Source organism: Mesorhizobium sp. BAC0120 (genome assembly GCF_033542235.1).
GTDB lineage: Bacteria > Pseudomonadota > Alphaproteobacteria > Rhizobiales > Rhizobiaceae > JAWRCU01.
Genome location: NZ_JAWRCU010000001.1, coordinates 162,156 through 185,571, shown reverse-complemented (window position 1 = coordinate 185,571; position 23,416 = coordinate 162,156). Strand labels below are relative to the sequence as shown.

Annotated in this window: 19 protein-coding genes; 8 read left to right on the top strand and 11 right to left on the bottom strand. The window is 62.1% G+C overall.

What is annotated here, in order from left to right; all coding sequences use genetic code 11:
* Nucleotides 1–17 precede the first annotated feature (17 nt).
* From SAZ10_RS00845 to SAZ10_RS00830, 4 genes are all read right to left on the bottom strand, one after another.
* Entirely contained in the window at nt 18–1,049 is a 1,032-nt protein-coding gene (locus SAZ10_RS00845; RefSeq protein WP_318607265.1) for a sugar ABC transporter substrate-binding protein, read from the bottom strand.
* Complete coding sequence (locus tag SAZ10_RS00840; RefSeq protein ID WP_318607264.1) at nt 1,046–1,978, bottom strand: IclR family transcriptional regulator; 933 nt, start codon at nt 1,976–1,978, stop codon at nt 1,046–1,048. The genes SAZ10_RS00845 and SAZ10_RS00840 overlap by 4 nt, the downstream gene beginning before the upstream one ends.
* The gene (locus SAZ10_RS00835; protein ID WP_318607263.1) at nt 1,975–3,144 is read right to left on the bottom strand and encodes an extracellular solute-binding protein; all 1,170 of its coding nucleotides are present in this window, start codon (nt 3,142–3,144) and stop codon (nt 1,975–1,977) included. The genes SAZ10_RS00840 and SAZ10_RS00835 overlap by 4 nt, the downstream gene beginning before the upstream one ends.
* A gap of 285 nt (nt 3,145–3,429) precedes the next feature.
* The gene (locus tag SAZ10_RS00830) at nt 3,430–4,266 is read right to left on the bottom strand and encodes a universal stress protein (RefSeq protein ID WP_318607262.1); all 837 of its coding nucleotides are present in this window, start codon (nt 4,264–4,266) and stop codon (nt 3,430–3,432) included.
* A 177-nt stretch (nt 4,267–4,443) separates the two neighbouring features.
* Between SAZ10_RS00830 and SAZ10_RS00825 the strand changes: the two genes are divergently transcribed.
* Both SAZ10_RS00825 and SAZ10_RS00820 read left to right on the top strand, forming a co-directional pair.
* Nucleotides 4,444–4,842, top strand: a complete 399-nt coding sequence (locus SAZ10_RS00825; protein WP_318607261.1) for a c-type cytochrome — start codon at nt 4,444–4,446, stop codon at nt 4,840–4,842.
* 144 nt (nt 4,843–4,986) lie between these two features.
* Nucleotides 4,987–6,555: an AAA family ATPase gene (locus SAZ10_RS00820; protein ID WP_412535132.1), complete on the top strand. Its 1,569-nt coding sequence runs from the start codon at nt 4,987–4,989 to the stop codon at nt 6,553–6,555.
* A 197-nt stretch (nt 6,556–6,752) separates the two neighbouring features.
* On the opposite strand, the gene SAZ10_RS00815 is transcribed toward SAZ10_RS00820, so the two are convergent.
* The gene (locus SAZ10_RS00815) at nt 6,753–7,382 is read right to left on the bottom strand and encodes a hypothetical protein (RefSeq protein ID WP_318607260.1); all 630 of its coding nucleotides are present in this window, start codon (nt 7,380–7,382) and stop codon (nt 6,753–6,755) included.
* Between the two features lie 161 nt (nt 7,383–7,543).
* A complete protein-coding gene (locus SAZ10_RS00810) occupies nt 7,544–7,933 on the bottom strand; it encodes a phasin family protein (RefSeq protein ID WP_318607259.1) in 390 nt (129 codons plus the stop codon).
* A 135-nt stretch (nt 7,934–8,068) separates the two neighbouring features.
* Between SAZ10_RS00810 and groL the strand changes: the two genes are divergently transcribed.
* The 5 genes from groL to SAZ10_RS00785 all read left to right on the top strand — a co-directional run bounded on the left by groL (nt 8,069) and on the right by SAZ10_RS00785 (nt 14,378).
* A complete protein-coding gene (groL, locus tag SAZ10_RS00805) occupies nt 8,069–9,691 on the top strand; it encodes a chaperonin GroEL (protein WP_318607258.1) in 1,623 nt (540 codons plus the stop codon).
* A gap of 49 nt (nt 9,692–9,740) precedes the next feature.
* The gene (locus SAZ10_RS00800) at nt 9,741–10,565 is read left to right on the top strand and encodes a universal stress protein (RefSeq protein ID WP_318607257.1); all 825 of its coding nucleotides are present in this window, start codon (nt 9,741–9,743) and stop codon (nt 10,563–10,565) included.
* A 228-nt stretch (nt 10,566–10,793) separates the two neighbouring features.
* Nucleotides 10,794–11,216, top strand: coding sequence for a hypothetical protein (locus SAZ10_RS00795; RefSeq protein ID WP_318607256.1), 423 nt, complete (start codon nt 10,794–10,796; stop codon nt 11,214–11,216).
* A gap of 689 nt (nt 11,217–11,905) precedes the next feature.
* On the top strand, nt 11,906–12,679 hold the full coding sequence (locus tag SAZ10_RS00790) for a universal stress protein (RefSeq protein WP_318607255.1): 774 nt from the start codon (nt 11,906–11,908) through the stop codon (nt 12,677–12,679).
* Between the two features lie 259 nt (nt 12,680–12,938).
* Entirely contained in the window at nt 12,939–14,378 is a 1,440-nt protein-coding gene (locus SAZ10_RS00785; protein WP_318607254.1) for an amidase, read from the top strand.
* Nucleotides 14,379–14,681: 303 nt separating this feature from the next.
* Here the strand turns inward: SAZ10_RS00785 and SAZ10_RS00780 are convergent, their stop codons facing one another.
* From SAZ10_RS00780 to SAZ10_RS00760, 5 genes are all read right to left on the bottom strand, one after another.
* Nucleotides 14,682–18,515, bottom strand: a complete 3,834-nt coding sequence (locus tag SAZ10_RS00780; RefSeq protein WP_318607253.1) for a vitamin B12-dependent ribonucleotide reductase — start codon at nt 18,513–18,515, stop codon at nt 14,682–14,684.
* A gap of 660 nt (nt 18,516–19,175) precedes the next feature.
* On the bottom strand, nt 19,176–19,655 hold the full coding sequence (locus tag SAZ10_RS00775) for an NUDIX hydrolase (RefSeq protein WP_318607252.1): 480 nt from the start codon (nt 19,653–19,655) through the stop codon (nt 19,176–19,178).
* 130 nt (nt 19,656–19,785) lie between these two features.
* Nucleotides 19,786–20,283 (bottom strand): xanthine phosphoribosyltransferase, encoded by a 498-nt coding sequence (gene gpt, locus SAZ10_RS00770; RefSeq protein WP_318607251.1) that lies wholly within the window; start codon nt 20,281–20,283, stop codon nt 19,786–19,788.
* A gap of 122 nt (nt 20,284–20,405) precedes the next feature.
* Nucleotides 20,406–21,230, bottom strand: coding sequence for a universal stress protein (locus SAZ10_RS00765; RefSeq protein WP_318607250.1), 825 nt, complete (start codon nt 21,228–21,230; stop codon nt 20,406–20,408).
* 117 nt (nt 21,231–21,347) lie between these two features.
* Nucleotides 21,348–22,082: a competence/damage-inducible protein A gene (locus SAZ10_RS00760; RefSeq protein ID WP_318607249.1), complete on the bottom strand. Its 735-nt coding sequence runs from the start codon at nt 22,080–22,082 to the stop codon at nt 21,348–21,350.
* A gap of 534 nt (nt 22,083–22,616) precedes the next feature.
* Between SAZ10_RS00760 and SAZ10_RS00755 the strand changes: the two genes are divergently transcribed.
* Nucleotides 22,617–23,318 (top strand): outer membrane protein, encoded by a 702-nt coding sequence (locus tag SAZ10_RS00755; protein WP_318607248.1) that lies wholly within the window; start codon nt 22,617–22,619, stop codon nt 23,316–23,318.
* Nucleotides 23,319–23,416: the final 98 nt, after the last annotated feature.

Genomic DNA, 23,416 nt, shown 5'->3' with positions numbered 1-23,416 from the left:
GCTATCGGTCGTGGGCCTTACTTCTTCAGGTCGGCTGCCGTCTTCATGCATTTCGCGGGCGGCTGAATAGCGTTTACCGCATCCCACTTGATAGTGCGCGTCGTGCCTTCGACCGAATAGTATTTCTGCCACTCATCGCCGAGCATGGGAGCAGTCGGGCTGACAATATGCTCCGGCACCGACTCGCCGTTGAACACCTTCACGGCCGCGTCGATCGCCGTGAACCCCTCCTTCTCGGGGAACATCGCCGCCTCGATCTTGTAAGACGGCTCGTGCTGCATGGCGTTGATGAAGGCAAGCCCTTCGCCACCGGTGCCGACCACCAGCAGACCGTCCTGCGACTTGCCGGCAGCCTTCCAGGCCTGCAGCCCGCCGAGCGAGGAGCTGTCGTTGATGCCATAGATGATGTTGATGTCGGCATTCTGCGCCAGCGCCGCCGAGGATACTTCGAGGGCGCGATCCGGATTGCCGCCGCCATCGAGGTCGTGGACCATGGTGGCGTCAGGGATCTCCGTCTTGATGCCGTCCATGAAGCCCTGCGAGCGCAGCACCGTGGCCGACAGCAGCGGCAGGCCGACATTCATCACCTTGGCCTTGCCGTCGAGATGCTCCTTGGCGTATTTGCCAGCCGCGACGCCGGCGTCGTAGCCGGTGTCGTAGTCGCAGATCGCGACCATGGTCGTCATGCCCTTCACCGGGTTGCCTTCAAGAACGAGCGGCATCTTCTCGGCCTTGGCGCGCCGCACCAACGGAACGACACCTTCCTCGTTGACGGGCGTGATGATGAGCACGTCCACGCCTTGCGCCATGAAGTCTTCGGCCGCGGAGACCTGCTTGGCAACGTCGAGATTGGCGTCCTTGACCTCGACCTCGATGCCGAGCTGCTTGGCGCGGTCCTTCATGCCCTTGATGACGTTCTGGTACCATTCGTGCGTGGCGTAGTTGACGACATAGCCGATCTTCTTCGGCATGTTCTCGGCCGAAGCGGCGCCGGCGAGCGCGCCGAGCGCCACCGATGCGACGAGGGTCGTCTTCAAAAGCTTCATCATGTCTTCCTCCCTTTCCGACCCTGGCGACCAGGGTCCTGGTTGATGCCCGGATTTATGTGCCGCGGCTCCCTCAGGAGCCCTTCCGCCGTTTCCGGCGGGACGGCACCGTTTCTCGTTTGGTGCTCGGCAGCGCCGAGCCCACGCGAGATTTCGCCCGCTGCCGCGCGTGCTTCCTGGAGCACAGCCTGGCGATGGAGCCGGGCCTGCTTCTGCGGCAGGTATGGAACAGTGAGCGCCGCGATCGTCGCGCCCGTATGGTCGCGGATCGGCATGGCGATGTTGGTGCAGCCTTCGACGGCGAGCGAAGCGCGCATCTCGTAGCCGTTCGCAAGGATATCGGCCATACGGGCCTCGACCTCGGAGCGCTCCATTTCGGCTTCGCCCGCGGCGACCAGCTGATCGATCAATGCGGACCGCTCGTCCGGCGGCAGGAAAGCGAGCAGCACCGCGCCCGAGCTCGTCTCGAGGATCGGGAAATGCGAGCCGAGCGCCACGGAGTAGCGCATGGGAAGCGGTGAATCGACCTGCAGCACGATGAGCACGGTCGAGCCGCGCAGTACCACGAGATGGCAGCTCTGGTCGATGCGAGCGGCGAGCGAGCGCATGAGCGGCAGCGCCACGTCGACCAACCGGTTGACCGGCGGGTGCATATGCGCAAGTTCGAACAGCTTCAGCGAGAGCCGGTATCGATCGGACTTTGTGCGGACGAGATAGCCGCGCCCTTCGAGCAGCTGGATGATGCGGTAGACCTCATGGATCGACCGGCCGAGCGCCGCCGAGATCTCCGTCTGCGTCACGTCCTCGTGCAGGCCCGCCATGTATTCGAGTATGTCGAGCGCTTTCTCTGCGGCTGGTACCTTATAGTCGCGACGCACGACCTCCGTATCTGCGGCGTCGTCATTGGCGGGCCTGGGATCGAAGCTGCTCATACAGCGCTCCGCTCCGGCCGCGCTTTCTCCAACGACTGCAGGTAGCGCCGGTCGAGCCAATCGGCGAGCGCGGCTGGCGCGATCTCGCCATCGATCGCGGCGACAACCTGGTGAGTTGCGCTTCGGAAGAAATCCACGAAACCGGGGTGAGTTGGCCTGAGATAGGACTGGCTGAGGGTGGCGAGCGTGTCGCGGAAAAAGCCGCGCGTCAGCTCGTTTGCCGCGGCATCGGTCCAGGCGGCGCGCGATCCGGGCTGGCCGCCATGCGCGAGATAGTCGGTGCGCTGGTATTCTTCCGAGCAGAGGAACAGCGCGTAGGCGGCGGCGGCGTCCGGATTGGCCGAGAAGGCGCTGACGCCGATGCCGGCGCCTCCGAGAAGCGCGCCGCTGGGAGGGGTCGCCGGTATATCGCCGAAAGCAAGCAGCGGCGCCTCTTGCCGCGAGGCATAATTCACATAGCCGAAGGCGTAGGGAACATAGACCACGTCGTCATTGGCGATCATGTGGTCATAGCAGCGGATCGGGTTCCACTCGCGCGACTTGGGATGCGCAAGCTCGGCAAATTCGCGCAAGGTAGCGATGATCCGTTCGATGCTCTGGCACGGCAGGAAGCCGCCGCCTGTGCCGATCGGCTCGCCGCCCCCGGCAGCAAGGCTGACCACGAGGCACATTGCGTCGGTGGGCACAAGCGGCAGTCCGATCCATTTCCCGTCGCGGCGCAGGCGCCGACCTAGCTCCTTGACCTCTTTCTCGGTCGTGGGGAGCTGCTCGGCATAGGGGAGAAGAAGGTCGGGGCGATAGGCGGCGACTTGCGCCGCCGCATCGATCGGCAATGCCCATTGCCTTCCGAGCGCCTGATAGGAGCGCCATGAGGCGCCGACGCTGTCGGCCTCAAAGCGTCGGCGATCGGCTTCGGAAAGATATCGATCGAAGGGCACCATCAGCCCAGCGGAAGCAATGTCACCGATGAAGGGATGATCGAAGATAACGAGGTCGTATTGACGAACCACATCTTCGATCCGGCCCTCGCCAAACTCGTAAAGGCTGCGGCGGTCCCAGGTGATCCGGATGTCGGGATTGGCCGCCCGATAGGGAGTGACGCTGGCGTCCAGCGGCCCCCAGCAGCGCCTATGATCCCAAGCGAGCCCGCGGATTTCGATCGCCATGCTTCCTCCCGCCCGGTCGCCTGCCGAGCTTGAGGGAGGCTATCTCAATTTTGCAAATATGCAAACGGTTTTTTCCTGTGCTTGTCCGCTGAGACGTGCACTGAAAGCGTTGATGTGAGCACCGACGCTTGGTGTAGTTGCGCGGCTTTGTCGGCAAGCAGGCGGAAAGCCAGGCGCAACCGTTTGAAGCGCTTCCAGCGCGACGTCCTCTGAGGTGACGAAGTGATCGAAAAAATCCGGCGCCGAGCTGACCAAGGCCGAGCACCGGCCCGCGTGTGATCGAAGCTAGCGAGCCATCAGCACCGGGATTGTCGGGCTGTCCAGCATCGACCTCGTCGTCCCGCCGAAGATGCGCTCGCGCAGTCTCGAATGGCCATATGCGCCCATCACCATGAGCTCCGCCGCCGTGTCCGCCGCATGCTCTCGAAGCGTCGAGGCGACCGAACGGCCTTGGCTCGGCAATCGATCGACGGTCACTTTGACGCCGTGCCGGGCAAGATAGGCGGCGATGTCGGCGCCGGGCTCGGCTCCATGCCCCGTCTCGCTCTCCACCGGATCGACGAGAGCGATCCGGACATCCTCGGCGCCCACAAGCAGATCAAGCGATTCACGAACGGCACGGGAGGCTTCCAGACGGGAATCCCAGGCGACCATGATACGCTTCGGCCTCAAGGTCGGCTTCGTGCCGTCGGGGACGAGGAGGATCGGCTTGCCAGACGAAAATAGCGCGCCTTCAATCGCCTTTTCCTTCAGCGTGTCCCTCGAAAGCAGTTCCGGGCCTATCACGGTAAGGTCGGCATAGCGGGCCCGCCGCCCAATGGCATCGTCCGCCGAGGAGGTCTCCTGATATTCGCTGGAGAGATCGGTGGAAATAGTGGTCGCTGCGAGGAACTCGGAGACGGCAGCGGTCCTTTTCTCCAGCTCCTTCATGTTCTCCTGCCGCTGCTCGAGCCAGATGTCGGATACCGTCGCCGCATACTCGCCGATCGGAGGCGGTGCGGCGAGCGCGACGACGAGGACCGAGAGATGCGCTTCTATCTGCTCGCAAAGATGTGCTGCGATCCTCAGATCGGCTTTGCCGAGCCCTGGCCCGGTGACCGCCAGGAGTGTCTTGATGACCATTGTGTCTTCTCCTTGATCTTGTCGCGACGAAGCTTTGCCGCAGCATGGGCACAGGGGTGGGGTTTTCATTGCGTTGGATCAAAAAGCTCTCCTGGCGCTCGACCATTGATCCCGATCAAGGCGCGGCCACGGCATCGGCTACAAGCTGGCTTCTGTTGGGCTCGATCGGGTGTCGCTATGAAGCAGTTGGCAGCCATATTGCTCCTCGAATTCGCCACCCATGCGGCCGCCGGAGAGCGGATGAGCTATGGCGAAGCCGAATATCTGAACTCCTGTGCGGTTTGTCACGGCGTGGAGGGCAAGGGTGACGGACCCTTGAGCGACTTGCTCGTCAAGCGCCCCGCCGATCTGACCAGCATCAGCAAGCGCAACGGGGGCACTTTTCCATATGCGCGGATGTTCGCGGTGATCGACGGGCGCTATGCGGTGCCGAGTCATGGTGAGCGCGAGATGCCGGTGTGGGGCCGCCAGTTCCTCGAGGACGATAAACAGCTCTACGGGCCCGCCGGTGGCGAGATCGTCACTACCGAGCGCATTCACGAGCTCGCCGGATATGTGCAATCCCTGCAGCGCTAGCGCTTTGGCATCCAGCTCCGAAAAGTCTGCGAGTTCCTGCTTCGCTGACCTTCGGTTCGGGAGTCCCGAGAGTGAAGGTCTTTGTTGCGGCGAGGGGAACGACCCTGCGAGCTCCACTATTGAGCAGGGGAGATGACAGCAAAGATGACGCCCGGACCCCAGCAGGAAGTCGTCGCCTTCATGGCCGATGCCGCTTCGTACGGGTCGAACGTGCCGGTCGAGCATATCGAGACCCATATCTCGCATGTCTTCCTGGTCGGAAATCGTGCTTTCAAGATGAAGCGCGCCGTCCACTATGCCTATGCCGATTTCTCGACGCCTGAGATTCGCCTTGCTGCCTGTCTGAAGGAGGTCGAGCTCAATTCGCGGACCGCTCCGGCACTCTATCTCGGCACGCGTCTTATTACCCGGGAAGCCGATGGGCAGCTCTGCTTCGATGGCAAGGGCGAGATGGTCGATGCGGCCGTCGAGATGGTGCGGTTCGACCAATCGGACCTGCTCGATCGCATGGCTCTTTCCAGCAGGCTCACACCGGCGCTCATGACCGAGGTGACGCGCATGGTCGTGCGCTTCCACAGCGGTGCGCCGATGCTGCATATTTCAAGCGGGTCCGCCAACATGGCGTCAGTGCTCGATGTGAACGAGGCCGGCTTCGCCGCGGGCGGACTGTTCGCAGAGGAGGAGGTGATTCCGTTCAATTGCGCCTTCCGCCATGCGCTCTCACGGCATGCGGACCTCCTTGACCGGCGCGAGGCCGCCGGCAGGGTTCGCCGCTGCCATGGCGACCTGCATCTGCGCAACATCTGCATGTTCGATGGTGATCCCGTTCTGTTCGACTGCATCGAGTTCAACGACCAGATTGCCACGGTGGATGTGCTCTACGACCTCGCTTTCCTGCTGATGGATCTGTGGCATCGCGGCTTTCCCGAACTCGCCAACCTTGTCGCCAACCGCTATCTCGACGAAGCCGACGATGAGGACGGTTTCATGCTGTTGCCGTTCTTCATGGCTGTGCGCGCCGCAGTGCGTGCCCATGTCACCGCGGTTCAGGTCAAGGACGGCGGCACCGAAGCCTCTCGGCTCGCTGCCGAGGCACAGTCTTATTTCGATCTTGCGCGCATGCTGCTCGATGAGAGGCCCGCCTGCCTCATTGCGATCGGCGGGTTGAGCGGGTCGGGCAAGACAACCGTTGCAGAGGCGCTTGCCGCTTATGTCGGCCAGCCGCCCGGCGCGCGCATCGTGGAGTCGGATCGCATACGCAAAGCCATGCACGGCGTTCCTCCGGAAACCAGGCTGCCGGAGAAGGCTTACCGTCCCGAGGTCTCGACCAGAGTTTACCGGGAGATGGCTTGGCGGGCTTCACTGATCCTGGCCGAAGGCGGCTCCGTGGTTGCCGACGCCGTGTTCGACATTCCTTTGAACCGTGCGCGGATCGAGAGCGTCGCATCCGAAGCGGGCGTGCCGTTCACCGGCGTCTGGCTGCATGCGGAGCCGACTGTCCTATGGCAGCGCGTCAGCGAGCGCCGTCACAGCGCTTCCGACGCCACCGTGGACATCCTGTCGCGGCAGCTTCAGCGCGTCGCCACTGACATCGCATGGGAAAGGTTGGACGCTGCCACCCCACCTTCGGAACTGGTGAGGCGGATACGCGAGCTCGCAGCGGCTTCGCACCAGCGCTCGCAAGCTGCCGACCGGCGCCAGCTTGGCGCTTGAGATTAAATTATTAGCTGCGGCGCTTTTAGGGCGGCTGACGCCCGGATAAATCCGGGCTGCCGCTCTATCTGTTTATTTTTGCCGCATTTGTGCAACGCCAAGTGATTCCACTTGGCTGCAAAATGCTCTAGCGGATCGCAAGTTTCAGTGGAGAGCTGCCGGCGCTCGCGTGGTTGTGAGCAGCATGGCGGCGGCTGCTAATGAAGAGGGGGGATATCGCCACCGGGTTTGAGTCCGGGTCTTTCAATATCTGTCACCTCTATTTTTCCCGTTGACGTTTGGACTGACGCTGTGGTCTCCGCCGGCATCAGCTTTTCAAGGCATCCAAAGAAATTTTCGCGAACCTGGGCTGAAGGCGCTGGCTGAATGCTATAGGTCCGGCGCGCGTTCTTGCGATTGGAGCGAGCAAAGGAAATTTCGAATCCCCCTGCAAGGAAGGCATTGAGAAACTGGAGGGCCGCGGTAGGCTCGACGGTCGCCACCAAGATTGTACCGTCCGCGTTCGGCTGCTGATCCAGGGTTTTGCGCGAATCGAATTGCTGTGACCGTGACGCAAAAGCTGCGCTCGTGATTACGGCGCGCTCATATTTTCGCCCGGGCCTGAGGTTTCCGACTCCCAGAAGGAAGCCGAACAAAAATGTCCTGCCGGGCCTGTCATATGCGGCAAAGGCGGTGAATCCAATTCCTTCCGTCGTCTTTGGATCGCGCGCAGCGAGCCCGATCTCACAGGCTTTTGCATTCTCGTCCTCATCGACATGATCGACATAGGTGATGTCAACGGGAACGATCGTCTTGGCGAGTGCCGGCGCACCGGATGTGACGAACATAGCCGATAAGCAAGCCGCCCCGATCCTTCTTCTGTTCGCGGTGCTACGGTTGAATAACATAGGCAGGACCGGCGATTTGTCCGCCGCCTTTCCAACGGTTTGTGAGCCATCGTGTGGACGCTCGTACTCTCGTCCGGAAAGCTCGATGCTTCCGGCAATTGTCAGGCGACAGATGCGACTGCGATATCGGCGGTCGCCCTCTCCGCTTCTTCACGGACCTTTCTGGCGGACTCGGACGCCAACCTGTAGCCGATCGATGTCAGTTTGCTGGCTTCGTTCGCGTACTCCGTAGCGGCGTTCTGCAAGAATGCCGTGACGACGTCGAACGCGTCTTTGAACTCGTCGGAAGCAGCCAGATCGTCGACGAATTTCACATCCTGCTCGTAGCGATGCTGCAAGAAGGCCAAACCCTCGATGTTATAGCGCATTGCCGCTTTGAACGCGTGCAGCTGGAGGCGGGCAGTGGCGAAGCCCAGCGTCTGGAGGTTTCCCAGCTGCGGGAAGGATAGAAGCGAAAAGGTGGTCTGTGATGGTCCCGTTGCGGCCTGCATGACTGATCCTCGCTTCAAAAAGGAAGAACAATCTCAAATATAAGCCTCATAACGTTACCGGCTTTGATCCGTGTCAAAGCAACTGGCCTGCGATTCTGCCAATCGAGACCCGAAGTGCTTTTCAGGGGGTCGGCCATGGCTCACAAGCAGGTCCTCTTCCGCGCAGAGGCGCGCGAGAAGATATTGCGCGGCGCAACCCAACTCGCTGACGCCGTACGCGTCACCCTTGGTCCCCGCTCGAAATCCGTGTTGATTGAAAGGAAATGGGGCGCGCCAATCGTGTGCAACGATGGCGTGACCATCGCCAAGGAATTCGACCTCGAGGATGCCGAGGAAAACCTTGGCGCCCGGATGCTTCGCCAGGCAGCCGAGAAAACAGGCGACATGGTGGGCGACGGGACCAGCACCGCCACGATCCTCGCGCATGCCATGTTCGCGGACGGCGTGCGCAATGTGGTTGCAGGGGCGAGCGCGATCGACATAAAGCGCGGTCTCGATCGTGCCACAAGGCGTGCCATCGACACCCTCAAGGGCATCTCCCGTCCCGTGAAGACCCGGCGCGAAAAGGAGCAGGTCGCAACGATATCGGCCCATAACGACCCGCATATCGGAGAGTTGGTCGGCGCGGCCATGGAAAAGGTCGGCGGCGACGGCGTCATCACTGTCGAGGAATCGAAAACGACCGAGACGGTGCTCGAGATCGTCGAGGGCATGCAGTTCGACCGCGGCTTCCTTTCTCCATACTTTGTGAGCGACTCCGAGAAGATGGAGGCCGTCCTCGAGGACGCCGTCGTGCTGATCGTCGACCGCAAGATCTCGACGCTCAACGACCTCATCAAGCTTCTCGAGGGCGTCGCCAAATCGGGCGCGCCGTTGCTCGTCATTGCCGAAGAGGTCGAGGGAGAGGCGTTGGCCACTCTGATCGTCAACCACATACGCGGGACGTTCCGCAACTGCGCCGTCAAGGCGCCCGGCTTCGGCGACCGGCGCAAGGCGATGCTGCAGGACATCGCGGTCCTCACCGGCGCGCAGGTGATTTCGGAGGAGCTCGGCATCAAGCTGGAGAACGTCACGATCGAGCAGCTCGGCCGCGCCAAGCGTGTCGTGGTGGACAAGGACACCACGACGATCGTCGGAGGTGCGGGCGACAGCAAGGCAATCAAGGGGCGTGTTGATCAGATTCGCCGTGAGATCGACAGCACGACCAGCGACTACGATCGCGAGAAGCTTCAGGAGCGACTGGCGAAGCTTGCCGGCGGCGTCGCGGTCATCAAGGTCGGTGCTCCGACGGAAGCGGAAATGAAATCGAAGAAGGAAGCCCTTGACGACGCGATCAGCGCAACCAAGGCCGCCGTGGCGGAAGGCGTCGTGCCGGGCGGCGGGTTGGCTTTGCTTCGCTGCATTCCAGCGGTCTCCGAGGAGGAGAAGCAGTGTGACGGCGATGAAAGAACCGGTGTCCAGATACTGAAACGCGCGCTCGAGATCCCGGTGCGCCAGATCGCAGAGAACTCCGCGGTCGATGGCGGAGTTGTCGTCGCCAAGATGATCGAGGGCAGCGGCGATTTCGGTTTCGATGCCGGCCGCAAGGAGTATGTCGATCTTGTGGAGGCTGGAATCATCGATCCGACCAAGGTCGTGCGGATCGCGCTCGAGAATGCCGTTTCGGTGGCAAGTGTGCTGCTTCTCACCGAAGCGACCATGACCGCCATCCCCGAGCCCGCCAGAGAGCGGTCGGCAGAGCCCGAGATGGCGTTGTAGGGTCGTTCAAGACGCTCGACCGCTGGCAGCAACCGGCTGGAGCAAGACAATGACCTTCAACACGATAATGGTTCAACTCGACCTTGACAGGCAGGCTACGCCGCGCCTCAAATTTGCGTGGGATCTCGCCCGCCGGTTCGAAGCCGACATGATCGCTTTCGCGGCCGCTGAGGCGGTCCCTGTCGGTCCCATCGGCGAACATACAGTGGGTGCCGGTGTGGTACTGCATCAACAAAGCCAGCACATCGACGGGCGCTTGAAGGCCCTTGAATTGGAGTTTCAAGCCGTCACCAACGACGATCAGCGTGCATCCTGGCGCGGACGCGTCGGGAATCCCACGACATTGCTGGCGCTGCACGCCCGGGCGGCCGATCTGATCGTCGCGGGCAGGCCGGAGCACCGGCCCAGCCGCTCGCGCGGCACCATCGATCCCGGGGCCCTGATCCTTTCCGCGGGTCGCCCAGTTCTCCTGCACGCCGAAGGTCTCGCGCCAGTCAGGCTCGAAACCGTCGTCATAGCCTGGAAGGACACGCGTGAAGCACACAGGGCAGTGGTGGACGCGATCCCGTTCCTGACCCAGGCGAAAGATGTGCTTGTGGTCGCGGTCGGTGATGGCGATCCGGCGGGAGCGCGTGCCGGCGTCGCGGACGTCCTGCGCTTTCTCATGAGGCATGGGGTCAGCGCACGTTCCGAACTGGTGCATGTCGGTGGCTGGCAGGCTGCTGATGTTGTCGCCGAGCTGGCGCTCGAAACCGGCGCCAACCTTGTGGTGGCAGGTGGCTACGGCCACAGCCGGTTGCGCGAATGGGCGCTCGGCGGGGTGACACGCTCACTCCTGGGCGAGATCGAGCTGCACCGCTTCTTCTCCAACTGAGGGGGAGGCAGTTCGCGTCAGGTCAATTGCTTCGATGCAGGACTTCGTGCGTGGGCGTGAAACCGAGAACGCAAGCAGCCGCCCGGGAGCTGAACTTGGCGATGAGGAATTCGATCAGATCGCCTTCCCCTATCGCAGTGCTCGCAAGAGCACCTTTGACCAAAGTCAAATCCAAATACGCCCTGTTTGTCCTATGATGATTTCCGCCAGAATGCGTGGGTACGCACAATGCAATTCAAGCGACACAATCCGGCGTTCCGATACGGCGTCTACCAGCCGGAGGAAGTAAGCTTCCTGCGAGGCGCGGTTCTGCGCAATTGCAATGCAGACCTTGCGGGAACACAGTTGGAGTCGATCGCCCGCGACGTGCTGAGTGCCTATATGGAGGGAATTATCCGCTATGAAGAGCTGGCTAATATCGTTCGCATGAGATCGTCGACTCTGGTCGCTGCCGCTGGCAAGCACGTTGCTCTTCCGACCGGCGCATCCGCTGCAGCTTCCGAAGCTGCCGGGCTCGGCGAGGGCGAGGCGGACAATTCGTCGTCGACTGACCAAGCTCATGCTGCCGGTGGCTCAACGAATCCGTCTAGGCGTCTTTCTTCGCCTCATAGCTGGAGCGGTTTCGAAGAAAACATGGTCGGGGTCGTCTGACAATTGAGGCACTTCCAGGTGGGTGCGTTCGCTTCAGGGCTATGTCGCAGGCAGGCGCGGCTGTCCTCCCTCCTTCACCTCGGACACCTCGGAAAACTCCGGAGGCCAGGAGCGGAGGACAGCGCGCCCGCTTGCCGCGTGTCTTCGCCTCTCCGTGGTCCCTGTTGTCGGCGGGCGGCGCCCACCACGCGACCATCGCCATATTTCGGTTGAGCTCGGCGCAGCAAGTATCCAATAAAAGCGCGCTTGGCAGCTTGCTTGATTGACTACGATCAAATCGCGAAAAAAATCTTCGCCTGAATGGCGATCGAAAGGGTCACGGGTTCGCGGCGATGCTCCATCGCCGAACGCCAGCCGGCTGTTGCGTGCACAACGACGGTCGCTTCGCACTGCTCTCACTGAGGCTCGCCATTTTCTGGGGTGACCCGTGGCACCGCGATTGGTCTCTGAAAGCGCGCTGACGACGGTGAGACGGTCCGGACCTCGTGAGCGGCGCTGAGGCATTCACCAGTGCAGCAGCTCCAGGGGGGCGACCCGTTGCACTGCGCTCGCATCGAATCTGATTGACGCAAATCAAGGACGTATAGTGCGGGGAATATCATAAGCGAGCGTTGGTGGCCGCGAGCTGAACGGTAACAGTCTCCCAACGGCCGGGCGTACTCAATCCATCCGAATGTGGAGGCTTGGCTATGAGCTACAAGGATATTATCGTCTTCCTCGACGGCTCTCGTGATAACGAAGCTCGCCTCGATTTCGCGCTCTCAATCGCAAAGGCACATGGCGCTAGGCTAACCGGCGTTGACGTCAACGCGCCGTCAGCTTTCGACGGGGAGTGGGCGTTTCGGGCACAATCCCTGGAGGAGTCCTTGCGCGACAAGGCGCGCCGAGCCAGCGTCGCGACCCAGTTCAGAATAGCCGATCGAGAAGCGACAGGCTGGAGAAACCTGTACGCCTACTATTCGGATTTGCTCATAGCGACGCAACCCAATCCAGATTCCTATGGCAAGGTGCTGCCCGCGGTCCCGGAGGACATTCTGGTTTCAGCCGGGGTGCCGATGATCGTCCTGCCGCATCAATGGGAACCGAGGCCGATCGAGAATGCCGTCATCGCATGGTCGCCGAGCAGCCAGGCCACCCGTGCGGTTCATGACGCCATTCCGCTTCTGCGCCAGATGAAAAAGATTACCGTGTTTGCGTTTGGCCGTCCGGATGGACGAATCGAGGATATCGATCTTCTTTGCGATCACCTCCGCATCCACGGCGTTGTCGCCGAATCCGACCGATGGTTCGATACGGGCGAACTCACTGCAATGGAGGCGTTGTTTGCATCGCGCGCCATGGAGGATGCCGACATACTGGTAGCAGGCGCCTATAGCCATTCTCGTTTTCGCGAGACCTTGTTCGGCGGAGTAACGAGAGAGCTGCTGCACCAATTCTCGGTGCCCATTTTCGTATCGCATTAGAAGCCTGCTCATTCCGCGGCTGCTCGCCGCTCCTAGGCCCGAACTCAGCATGCGATGGGCGCATCGCAATCAGATACGGGCTATTTCACAACGCGGATCTGAACATAGGGTGGTCCTCGCCGGGGGCCACCGAAGCTGCACGGCTGCAGGAGCCGCCCGTCTGCGACTCGGTGTTTCCAGGCGTAGTGGAGAGAAACATCATGTAGTAATGATCGCGCAACGCGGCTCTCATTTATGCGCCGTCGAGGGAGGTCACCGGATGGACGAAAACCTGCTCAGGATCTACGCGGAGTCAGACGGGCTGGGGCTCGCCGAACTGGTGCGCCGGAAGGACGTGTCGCCGGCCGAGTTGGTCGAGGCCGCGGTCACGCTGATCGAACGACTGAACCCTAGGCTCAACGCCGTCAATCACAAGCTCTACGACATGGGACGTGCGGCCGCCGCCGAGGTCGATCTCGACGCGCCGTTCGCAGGCGTCCCCTACCTGCTCAAGGAGCTCGGGACGTCGTGGAAGGGGGCGCCGAACACCAACGCGTCCTTCTACCTGAAGGACGTTGTCGCCGATTTCGACGCCGAGGTGGTGAAGCGTATCAAGAAGGCCGGCTTCCTGCTGGTCGGCAAATCGAACGCGCCGGAGAACGGCTGGTCCATCTCGACCGAGCCAAAGCTCTATGGGGCCACCGTCAATCCCTGGAATGAAGCGGTAACGGCCGGCGGCTCGAGCGGTGGCTCCTGCGCGGCAGTATCGGCCGGCATGGTCCCTGTCGCCGAATCGAGTGACGCGGCCGGATCGATCCGGGTGCCGGCCTCGTGCTGCGGCGTGCTCGGACTGAAGCCGACGCGCGGGCGTGTGACCCTGGCGCCTCTCGCCGACGTCTGGCACGGCTGCGCCAGTTTCCTGGCAAACACCCGCACGGTGCGTGACATGGCCGCCTATCTTGACTCGGTAGCCGGCACGCTGCCGGGAGATCCGTACACGCCACCGAGACCGGCCGAGAGCTGGCTTGCGCTGTCGGAGCGTGCGCCGCAGCGGCTGCGCATCGCCTTCTCGGTGACGCCGCCGGGCGGATATCCGATCGATCCCGAGGTCAGAGAGGTCGTGCTCCATACGGCACGGGTGCTCGAAAGCCTTGGGCACTCGGTCGAAGAGCGCGATATGTCGTTCGACGCCGGCAAGGCATGGGCGACCTACACGCATATGAGCTGTGTGCAGACTGCGGCGATCTTCGAGTGGCTCTCGGCGATCGTAGGCCGCCCGGTGACCAGGGACGACGTCGAACCGGTGACCTGGGCGATCATCGAGCGCGGCCGCGCGACGAGCGGCATCCGGCACATCTCCGATGTCGAAGCTGTGCGCACGATCGGCCGTGAGATTGCCATGGACCTCGACGCCTTCGACGTCTTCCTTGCGCCGACGCTGACGCAGCTGCCGCGCCCGGTCGGCTATTACGACATGTCGGAACCCGACCTCGATCGGTACAATGCAAAATGGACGGATGCGGTGTTCACTTTCCCGTTCAACATGTCGGGGCAGCCGGCGATCTCGATTCCCGCCGGTCTCTCGGCCAGCGGCATCCCGATCGGCGTGCAGGCGGCCGGCCGCTATGGCGACGAGGCCACATTGCTGGCGCTGGCGCGCGTGCTCGAACAGGAGATGCCCTGGAAGGGCAGGAGACCGAAGATCTCGGCCTTTAATTAGAGCAGCGCGCGCTCAAGTCTGTCTGTATTTGCACGGCCGAACAGCCTGGGCCTGTTTCACGCTACCTATCTCAGTCCCATCTGTTCGGGCAGCCAGAGCGAGATGGCAGGCACGAAGGTGATGAGCAGCAACGCCAAAACGAGAGGCCCGGATGCTCTCGCAGCCGGGCCTTTGACATCACTCACTGATCGTCCCGGTTGGCTGGTTACCGACCTCGTGTCGGGTCAGTGCCAAGATGCTGCCTACAGAGACCTACAGAGACATCGTCACGTCACATTCATTTTTTCTTCTGCGGGTCGGGGCTCACGAGCACCCGCTGGTCGCGCCGCACGTGTCGCACTTCTCGCAGGTGCCGTTCCTCACCATGGTGAAGTTCTGGCACTCCGAGCACATGCTGCCGGTGTAGCCCTGCATCATTGCCTGGCTGCGGCGCGCGGCCTGGATCTTCTTGGCTTCGGCTTTCGCGGCAGAGGCATCGGCCTGCGCCTTGTCGGAGAAGAGGGCAGTGGCTTCCGAAGGCTCGTCGCTTTCGAACAGGTCCGGCGGGTTCTCGTCCTGGATCTCCTCGGCCAGCTCCTTGGCGCGCTCCTCATAATCACGGCGGAAGGCGGTCGTTTCCTCCTGCAGCCCGGCATAGGCCGGCTTCAGCGCCGTCACCGTTGCGCCCTGCGAGATGGCGCGCACGTTCGAGCCTGAATAGCCTGCGGGGCGGGCAGGGGAGGCCGAGGGGGGCGCGCCGCCAAAACCCTTGGGCTCTGCCGTATTGCTGATTAGGTTCGGCTTGTAGCCGCGCGTCCAGCCGGTCGAGAGCAGATTGGTCCTGCCCTCCTGGATGCCCTTGCCAAGCGCCGTGTTGCCGAAATCGGACGTGTCGACATGAGCGAGGTCGTGGCGGCCGAGATAGGAGACGGCAAGCTCGCGAAAGATGTAGTCAAGGATCGAGGTGGCGTTCTTGATGGCATCGTTGCCGATCACCACACCGGCTGGCTCGAACTTGGTGAAGGTGAAGGCCTCCACATATTCTTCCAGCGGCACGCCGTATTGCAGGCCGAGCGAAATGGCGATGGCGAAGTTGTTCATCATCGCCCGGAAGGCCGCGCCCTCCTTGTGCATGTCGATGAATATCTCGCCGAGCCGCCCGTCGCCGAACTCGCCGGTGCGCACATAGACCTTGTGGCCCCCGATGACAGCTTTCTGGGTGTAGCCCTGGCGGCGATTGGGCAGCTTCTCGCGGTCGCGCACTACGCGTTCGACGATGCGCTCTACGATCCGCTCCGTAACCTGCGCCGCACGCGCCGCGGCAGGCTGGGCGGCGAGCGCCTCGACTGCATCCTCCTCGTCCTCATCCTCGTCGGCAATCAGCGAGGCATTGAGGGGCTGCGAGAGCTTGGAGCCGTCGCGGTAGAGCGCGTTGGCCTTCAGGGCCAGCTTCCAGGAGAGCATGTAGGCGTTCTTGCAGTCCTCGACCGTCGCGTCGTTCGGCATGTTGATGGTCTTGGAGATGGCGCCCGAGATGAAGGGCTGTGCCGCCGCAAGCATGCGAATGTGGCTTTCGACCGAGAGATAGCGCTTGCCGATCTTGCCGCACGGGTTGGCGCAGTCGAACACCGGATAGTGTTCGGCCTTCAGGAAGGGCGCGCCTTCCAGCGTCATCGCTCCGCAGACATGGATGTTAGCGGCCTCGATCTCCTTCTTCGAAAAACCAAGGGCGGAAAGCATGTCGAAGGAGACGTCGGAGAGCTGCTCGTCGCTGAAGCCGAGCGCGGTCTTCACCCAGTCCGCCCCCAGCGTCCACTGGTTGAAGACGAACTTGATATCGAAGGCGGACTTCAGCGCGGCATTGACTACGGCGATCTTCTCGTCGCTGAAGCCCTTGGACCTGAGCGTCGACGGGTTGACGGCCGGCGCCTGGTTGAGGTTGCCGTGGCCGACCGCATAGGCCTCGATCTCGGCGATCTGGCTCTCGGAATAGCCCAGCGTGCGCAGCGCCTCGGGCACGGCGCGGTTGATGATCTTGAAGTAGCCGCCGCCGGCGAGCTTCTTGAACTTCACCAGGGCGAAGTCGGGCTCGATGCCGGTGGTGTCGCAATCCATGACCAGCCCGATCGTGCCGGTCGGCGCGATCACGGTTGCCTGCGCGTTACGGTAGCCGTGCTTCTCGCCGAGCAAGAGGGCCTGGTCCCATGCGAGCCGCGCGTGATCGGTCAGGCCCGGCCACGGGCAGTCCTTCACCTCGAGCGGCACCGGGTTAACCGACAGCTTCTCGTAGCCCCCGGTCTCGCCATGGGCGGCGCGGCGATGGTTGCGGATGACGCGCAGCATATGCTCGGCATTGCGCTGATAGTCCGGGAAGGCGCCAAGCTCGGCGGCCATTTCGGCCGAGGTCGCATATGCGACGCCGGTCATGATCGCGGTGAGCGCGCCGCAGATCGCGCGGCCTTCCCTGGAGTCGTAAGGAATGCCGGAGGTCATCAGGAGGCCGCCGATATTGGCGTAGCCGAGGCCGAGCGTGCGATACTCGTAGGAAAGCCTGGCGATCTCCTTCGACGGGAACTGCGCCATCATGACGGAGATTTCGAGCACGATGGTCCAGAGCCTGACCGAATGCTCATAGCGTTCGATGTCGAACGAGCCGTCCGCATTGCGGTAGGCGAGCAGGTTGATCGAGGCGAGGTTGCAGGCCGTGTCGTCGAGGAACATGTATTCCGAGCACGGGTTCGAGGCGCGGATCGGGCCTGCGGCCGGCGAAGTGTGCCAGTCGTTCATCGTGGTGTTGAAGTGCAGCCCCGGATCGGCCGATGCCCAGGCCGCGTAGCCGATCTTTTCCCAGAGATCGCGTGCCTTCATGGTCCTGGCGACCTTGCCGTCGATACGGCGGATCAGCTTCCAGTCCTCGTCATTCTCGACGGCGCGCAGGAAGTCTTCCTTGAGCGAGACGGAATTGTTGGAGTTCTGGCCGGAGACGGTGAGATAGGCCTCCGAATCCCAGTCGGTGTCGTAGGTCTTGAACTCGATCGACTTATAGCCCTGCCTGGCGAACTGGATGACGCGCTTGATGTAGTTCTCCGGCACCGCATCCTTCTTGGCCGCCTTGATCGCGCGCTTCAGCGCCGTATTGAGGCTCGGGTCGAAGCAGTCGTCATCGTGGCCTTGGCAGTTGATGCAGGCCTTCATGATCTCGCTGAGATGCTTCTTGACGATCTTGGAGCCGGTGACCAGCGAGGCGACCTTCTGCTCCTCGTTCACCTTCCAGTCGATGAAGGCCTCGATATCGGGATGGTCGGCATCGACGATCACCATCTTGGCGGCACGGCGCGTCGTGCCGCCGGACTTGATGGCGCCCGCCGCACGGTCGCCGATCTTCAGGAAGGACATCAGGCCCGACGATTTGCCGCCGCCGGAGAGCTTTTCGCCCTCGCCGCGCAGCATGGAGAAGTTGGAACCGGTGCCGGACCCATATTTGAAGAGGCGCGCCTCGCGCACCCACAGATCCATGATGCCGCCCTCGTTGACGAGGTCATCCTGCACGCCCTGGATGAAGCAGGCATGCGGCTGCGGGTGCTCGTAGGCCGACTTGGATTTCGTCAGCTTGCCGGTGAAAGGGTCGACGTAATAATGGCCCTGGCCAGGGCCGTCGATGCCATAGGCCCAGTGAAGGCCGGTGTTGAACCATTGCGGCGAGTTGGGCGCCACGCGCTGGGTGGCGAGCATGTAGGCGAGCTCGTCGCGGAAGGCGAGGGCATCTCCTTCCGAAGCGAAGTACCCGCCCTTCCAGCCCCAATAGGTCCAGGTGCCGGCGAGCCGGTCGAAGACCTGGCGAGCATCGCGCTCGGAGCCGTATCGATCTTCCTCGGGAAGCTTGGCGAGCTCGGCCTCGTCAGCAACGGAGCGCCACAGGAAGGAGGGAACGTCGTTCTCCTCTACCTTCTTCAGATGTGCCGGCACGCCGGCTTTGCGGAAATATTTCTGGGCGAGGATATCGGCCGCAACCTGCGAGAACTGCGCCGGCACGTCGATGTCGTCGAGCCGGAAGACAACCGAGCCATCAGGGTTCTTGATCTCCGAGACCGCCTTACGGAACTCGATCTGCGCGTAGGCGCTTTGACCTTCCTTGGTGAAACGGCGTTCGATGCGCATCGTCTTAATCCGGTCCCTACATATAGCGCCTTTCCACAGGAATTCCTCGTCGATTCCTGCAAGGGCGCGTCCCCAAATTTTCCGACCCAAAAACGGCCGGCGCTCAGCTCGACGGCTCTGCCTTCATCCGCGGTCCGCCTCTCTCCTCAAGAGAGCAGCGCCTCCGCGCGATTCCGGCATTCCGCCGGCCCCCTGTCCCGACTTTTCTCGTGATTCCCTCGCTTTGAGGGCGCTCACAGTATTTAGTGTTTATGGTCGGTCCGAAACACTAAATATAGGTTAATAACACTTTTTTTCCAGCTATTTTTCGAGAGATTTTGCCCCCTTGTCGTGGGCAAAAAGCTCCGCACGCGGAGAGCCCCTCGAAAAGGGCTGCAACCGACCAAAACGCTGGAAAAACGGGAATGTAACGCCGACGTTTGGAGCCGCCGACCGTGCCCAAAACGCGAGCACGCCGATCATAAGAAGCGACTCGTTTTTCTCCGTCAAGGATTCGTTTTTTGAAGGGATTATGACCCCAACATCTTGTGCGTCAGGATTGTGGATTGTGGGGACGGAGGTAGGGCAGCAGAGCAGTGGGGGAATAGGGCAACAGGTGAGTCGGACGGCGGGGCAGGAAGCATCTTCCCTAGGGCCTTGCTGCCCACAGTGCGTTGGATATCAGGCGGCCTGACGCAGATCGGCCGCGAAAGAGAGGATCAGCTTGCGGACCTCCGTTTCCGAGACCATTTCCGCAGCCTTGGCGGGGCTCAGCCACTTGCGCTTGCGTTCGCCCTTTTCTTTCCACTTGCTGGCGACGCGGTCGACCTCGAGCGGATAGACAAGCACTTCGCAGCGTATATCGGCGCCGCCTGCGACCGACTTCACGTAGAAATAGCGGCCCGCCTCCTTTTTGGAGATGGAGCCCTTCAGGCCCGCTTCTTCACGGGCCTCGCGTGCGGCCGCCTCGAACAGGTCCTCGCCAGGAGCGGGCCAGCCTTTCGGAAGCAGCCAGCGCCCGGTGTCACGGCTTGTGACGAGCATCACCTTCATGCCGTCCTTGGAACTGCGCCAGGGGAGGGCAGCCACCTGCAACCGGCAGGGTCCACCGCCGAACCCAGCACGAACTCTTTCCAGGATATGGCCAGCGGTGATGTCCATGACCGATTTCAGCTGGTTTGCGAGTGTCCCTGAAGCGTTGGCTGCCCTCGCTAGTTATGTCCTATATGGATGATTCGCTGAAAGCGCCAAGGTAGAAGAAGCGGCGATCCCCGTTTTCGGCCGCTGATGTTCAGCCCTTGTGATCGTCGGCGATGGGTTTCTGATAGGTGAAGCCCATGTCCCAAGGGAAGTAGATCCAGGTATCCTGAGATACTTCGGTGACGAAAGTATCGACGAGGGGCCGGCCTTTCGGTTTGGCATATACGGTCGCGAAATGCGCCTTCGGCAGCATCGCCCTGACGATTGCTGCCGTCTTGCCGGTATCCGTAAGGTCATCGACGATGAGGATGCCTTCGCCGTCATTCTCGGCCAGCGATGGTGCCACTTCCTTCAGTACCTTCAGCTCACCCTGGCTGGCGTAGTCGTGATAGGAGGCGACTGCCACGGTCTCGATTACCCTGACACCAAGCTCGCGGGCAATGATGGCGGCCGGCACCAGCCCGCCACGCGTGATGCAGACAATGGCCCGCCATTCGTTCCTCGAGCCGGCTAGGCGCCAAGCGAGCGCACGTGCGTCGCGATGGAACTGGTCCCACGAAACGGGAAAAGCTTTCTCTGGCAAGGACATCGCGCACTCCGGTCGCGCCCCAGGCGCGATCTGCTAGAGGGAATGCGCGCGGAATTAGCCGGAAATCGCGGCCTCACGCAAGCCCGCCGGCCGGCGCGAAGCTGTCAGATGCCGAAAACGGGTTAGCGCGACATGAAGGTCGCGACCGGCATTCGTTCCAGTACCGAGCGGGTCACACCGCCGAACAGGAATTCGCGCAGCCGCGAATGCCCGTATGCGCCCATGACCAGCAGATCTGCGCCGGAAATAGCCACCTGGCCGGCGATCACATCGGCCACGGAGCGGCCGCTGGCTTTCAGTGCGCTTACCGACACGTGGGCGCCGTGACGCGCCAGCGCCGCAGCAAGCTGGCTGGCGGAGCTCGACAACTCGTCGTCGGCATCCACCGTCACAACGATGGTCTCGTCGGCCTCCATGATGAAAGGCAACGCGTCGAAAGCCGCGCGGGCGGCCTCGCGCGTGCCGTTCCACGCAACCAGCACCTTGCCGAAAGGACCTGCATTCATGCCGGCCAGGGGAACGAGAAGCACTGGCCGGCCGGTGTCGTAGAGCAAGGCGTCGAGATCCGCGGAATGCGTCGTCTCCTTCGGATCGGCTTCCGAGGCAACCACCACATCGGCAGTCCTCGCTGCGGCACGGGCTGCGACCGCGCTGTCGCCGGAAAAGCTCTCGACCGCACGCCATTCCGAAGCAACGGCCGAATCCGCGCATTGGGCAGAGAAATGCGACTCGAGCTCAGCGGCTCGCTTGCGGTTGAGTTCCGATGCGGTGGTGATGAAATCAGCGTCCGGAAAGCCCATGCCGGTTGTCATCGGCATTGGCAGCGCCTCCGCATGAACGCCAACGACGTGGCTGCCGAGCCGCGCCGCGAGCGGCATGACTGCGTGGAGCAGGCGCTCGCTATCTTTCGGGGTCTGAATGATGGCGACTATGGTCTTGTAGCTCATGAGAGCCTCCACACCGTTGCCTACAACCTAAGAGATAAGCACGCAAAGCAACGAGCGAAAGGCTGGCGGGGTTCCGGAAAGCCGATCACGCGGAATTGTTCAAGGTCTATTCGCCGCTCACTTCGGTAAGCCAGCCACCATCGCCTCGACCGCGGCGCGGCCACTTTCCAGCGCCTCGGGTGTTCGGGCGCGCACGACGATATCCGTGGAGAAGCCGCCGTCCAGGTATTTAGGGTAGGAGCCAATGATGGTGTCGGGGTGCGCCTTCTGAATCTCGGCGAGGGGACCGCCGATCACACCTTCGCCGAACAGACACTGGACCGTGGCCGAGAGGAGCTTTGTGCCGGTCCTCAGCGTCGGCACCACATTGTCGAGCATTGCCTGGAAGATCGACGGCACGCCGGCCATCACGTGGACGTTGCCGATGCGAAAGCCTGGCGCGGTCGAAACGGGATTGTCGATGTGGTCGGCACCACGCGGCATGCGCGCCATCCGCTTGCGTGCGTCGGTGAACTCCATCGCGCGCTTGGCATAGCTCTCTTCAAGCAGCGCCATTGCCCTGGCGTCGTACTCGCAGGGCACGCCGAACGCTTTGGCGATCGCGTCGGCGGTGATGTCGTCGTGGGTGGGACCTATTCCGCCGCTGGTGAAAACGTAGTCGTAGCGGGATCTCAGCGCATTCACGGCAGCGACGATCTCGGCCTCGTCATCAGGCACGATCCGCACCTCCCTGAGGTCGATGCCGGTCGCCGTCATGATCTCGGCGAGATGGCCGGCATTGCGGTCCTTGGTCCGGCCTGAGAGGATCTCGTCGCCGATGACCAGCATGGCGGCTGTTACAATTTCGGCCATCGGGCGCTCCACTGAAACGATTCGCGTCTGATAACGTGCAGGCTTTCGACCGGCAATGGCTCCGATCTGTGAAGGCGGTGGTCGAGATCGGAAGAGGCGAAGTTCCAGGCCAAGCGGCTCGCCAGGATTGCCATCCCGGGCGGGTAAGTGGGTACGAGAGGGAAAAGCCGAGTTTGTCGCGGATAGGTCGGCGGGACAGCGCCCCCCTCTGTCCTGCCGGACATCTCCCCCACAACGGGGGAGATTGGCTGTCATAGAGGGTTTCGCCGACGCAGGCTTTTCTAGCTTGAGCTTGGCCGGGACCTCTCCTCACATAAGCCGTCGCTGCAACCTGAAGCTGAAGCTTATGACTTCACGAAAAATTGAAAAGATCGACCCTCAACAATTTTAGCGAGTACTATCCGGCTCTCTTCGGAGCGTGTTGTGATTCTGCAACTAAGCGATGGTATTCGTAGACAGCGCTTTGGTTTCATCTGTCCGTTCGCGAAAACGGTGGTAGGTTGTTCTTGGCGGGGCAGACTTAAGGAACACTTCATGATGAAGTCGCTGTCTGTTGCCACCGCCCTCGCCACTCTCGCTCTTTTCGGCGTGCCGGGCCACGCCTTCGCGGCCGATGTGATCGCTGAAGCGCCGCCACCGCCCGTGTTCACCTGGACAGGCTACTACTTTGGTGTCCAGGCTGGCGGAGGCTGGGGCAATGTCGACTTCTCGGCGCTCGGCGTAGACACGAGCAATGATCTCAGCGGGGCATATGGCGGCGGCCATATCGCTGCTCGTTGGCAGTTCCAGCAGCTGACCGTAGGCGCCGAGGCGGAGATCAATGGAGCCGGCATCGATGGCTCGGAATCATTCAGCACCCTTGGCGCCACTGTGAACACCCAGACGAAGGTCAACTGGTTCGGCTCGGTAAACGGCGAGCTTGGCTGGGCGCTCGACCGCTGGCTCATTTACGGGACTGGAGGCTTCGCCTTTGGCGGCGTGAAGCACAGCGAATCGGTATCTACTCCCGGTGACTTTCTCTCGGCCGATCAAGATAAGACGGCAACCGGCTGGACGGCTGGCGCTGGCGTAGACTACGCGTTCACCGACAACCTCATCCTAGGCGTCCGTTACCGCTACTATGATTTCGGCAACGTGGATTTCGGCGGAGCGACCGATGGGACGATCACCATTCCCGGGCAGAGCATCGACACCAAGATAAATACGGTGTCGGCAAAGATCAGCTACAAGTTCTGACGTTTCATCGTCAGGCTTTTTTGAAGAGGGCTCGACATCGGGCCCTCTTTTCCGTGGGCGCTTGGCGTAGACAGCGGATTCTGGCGCCTGCTACCCGA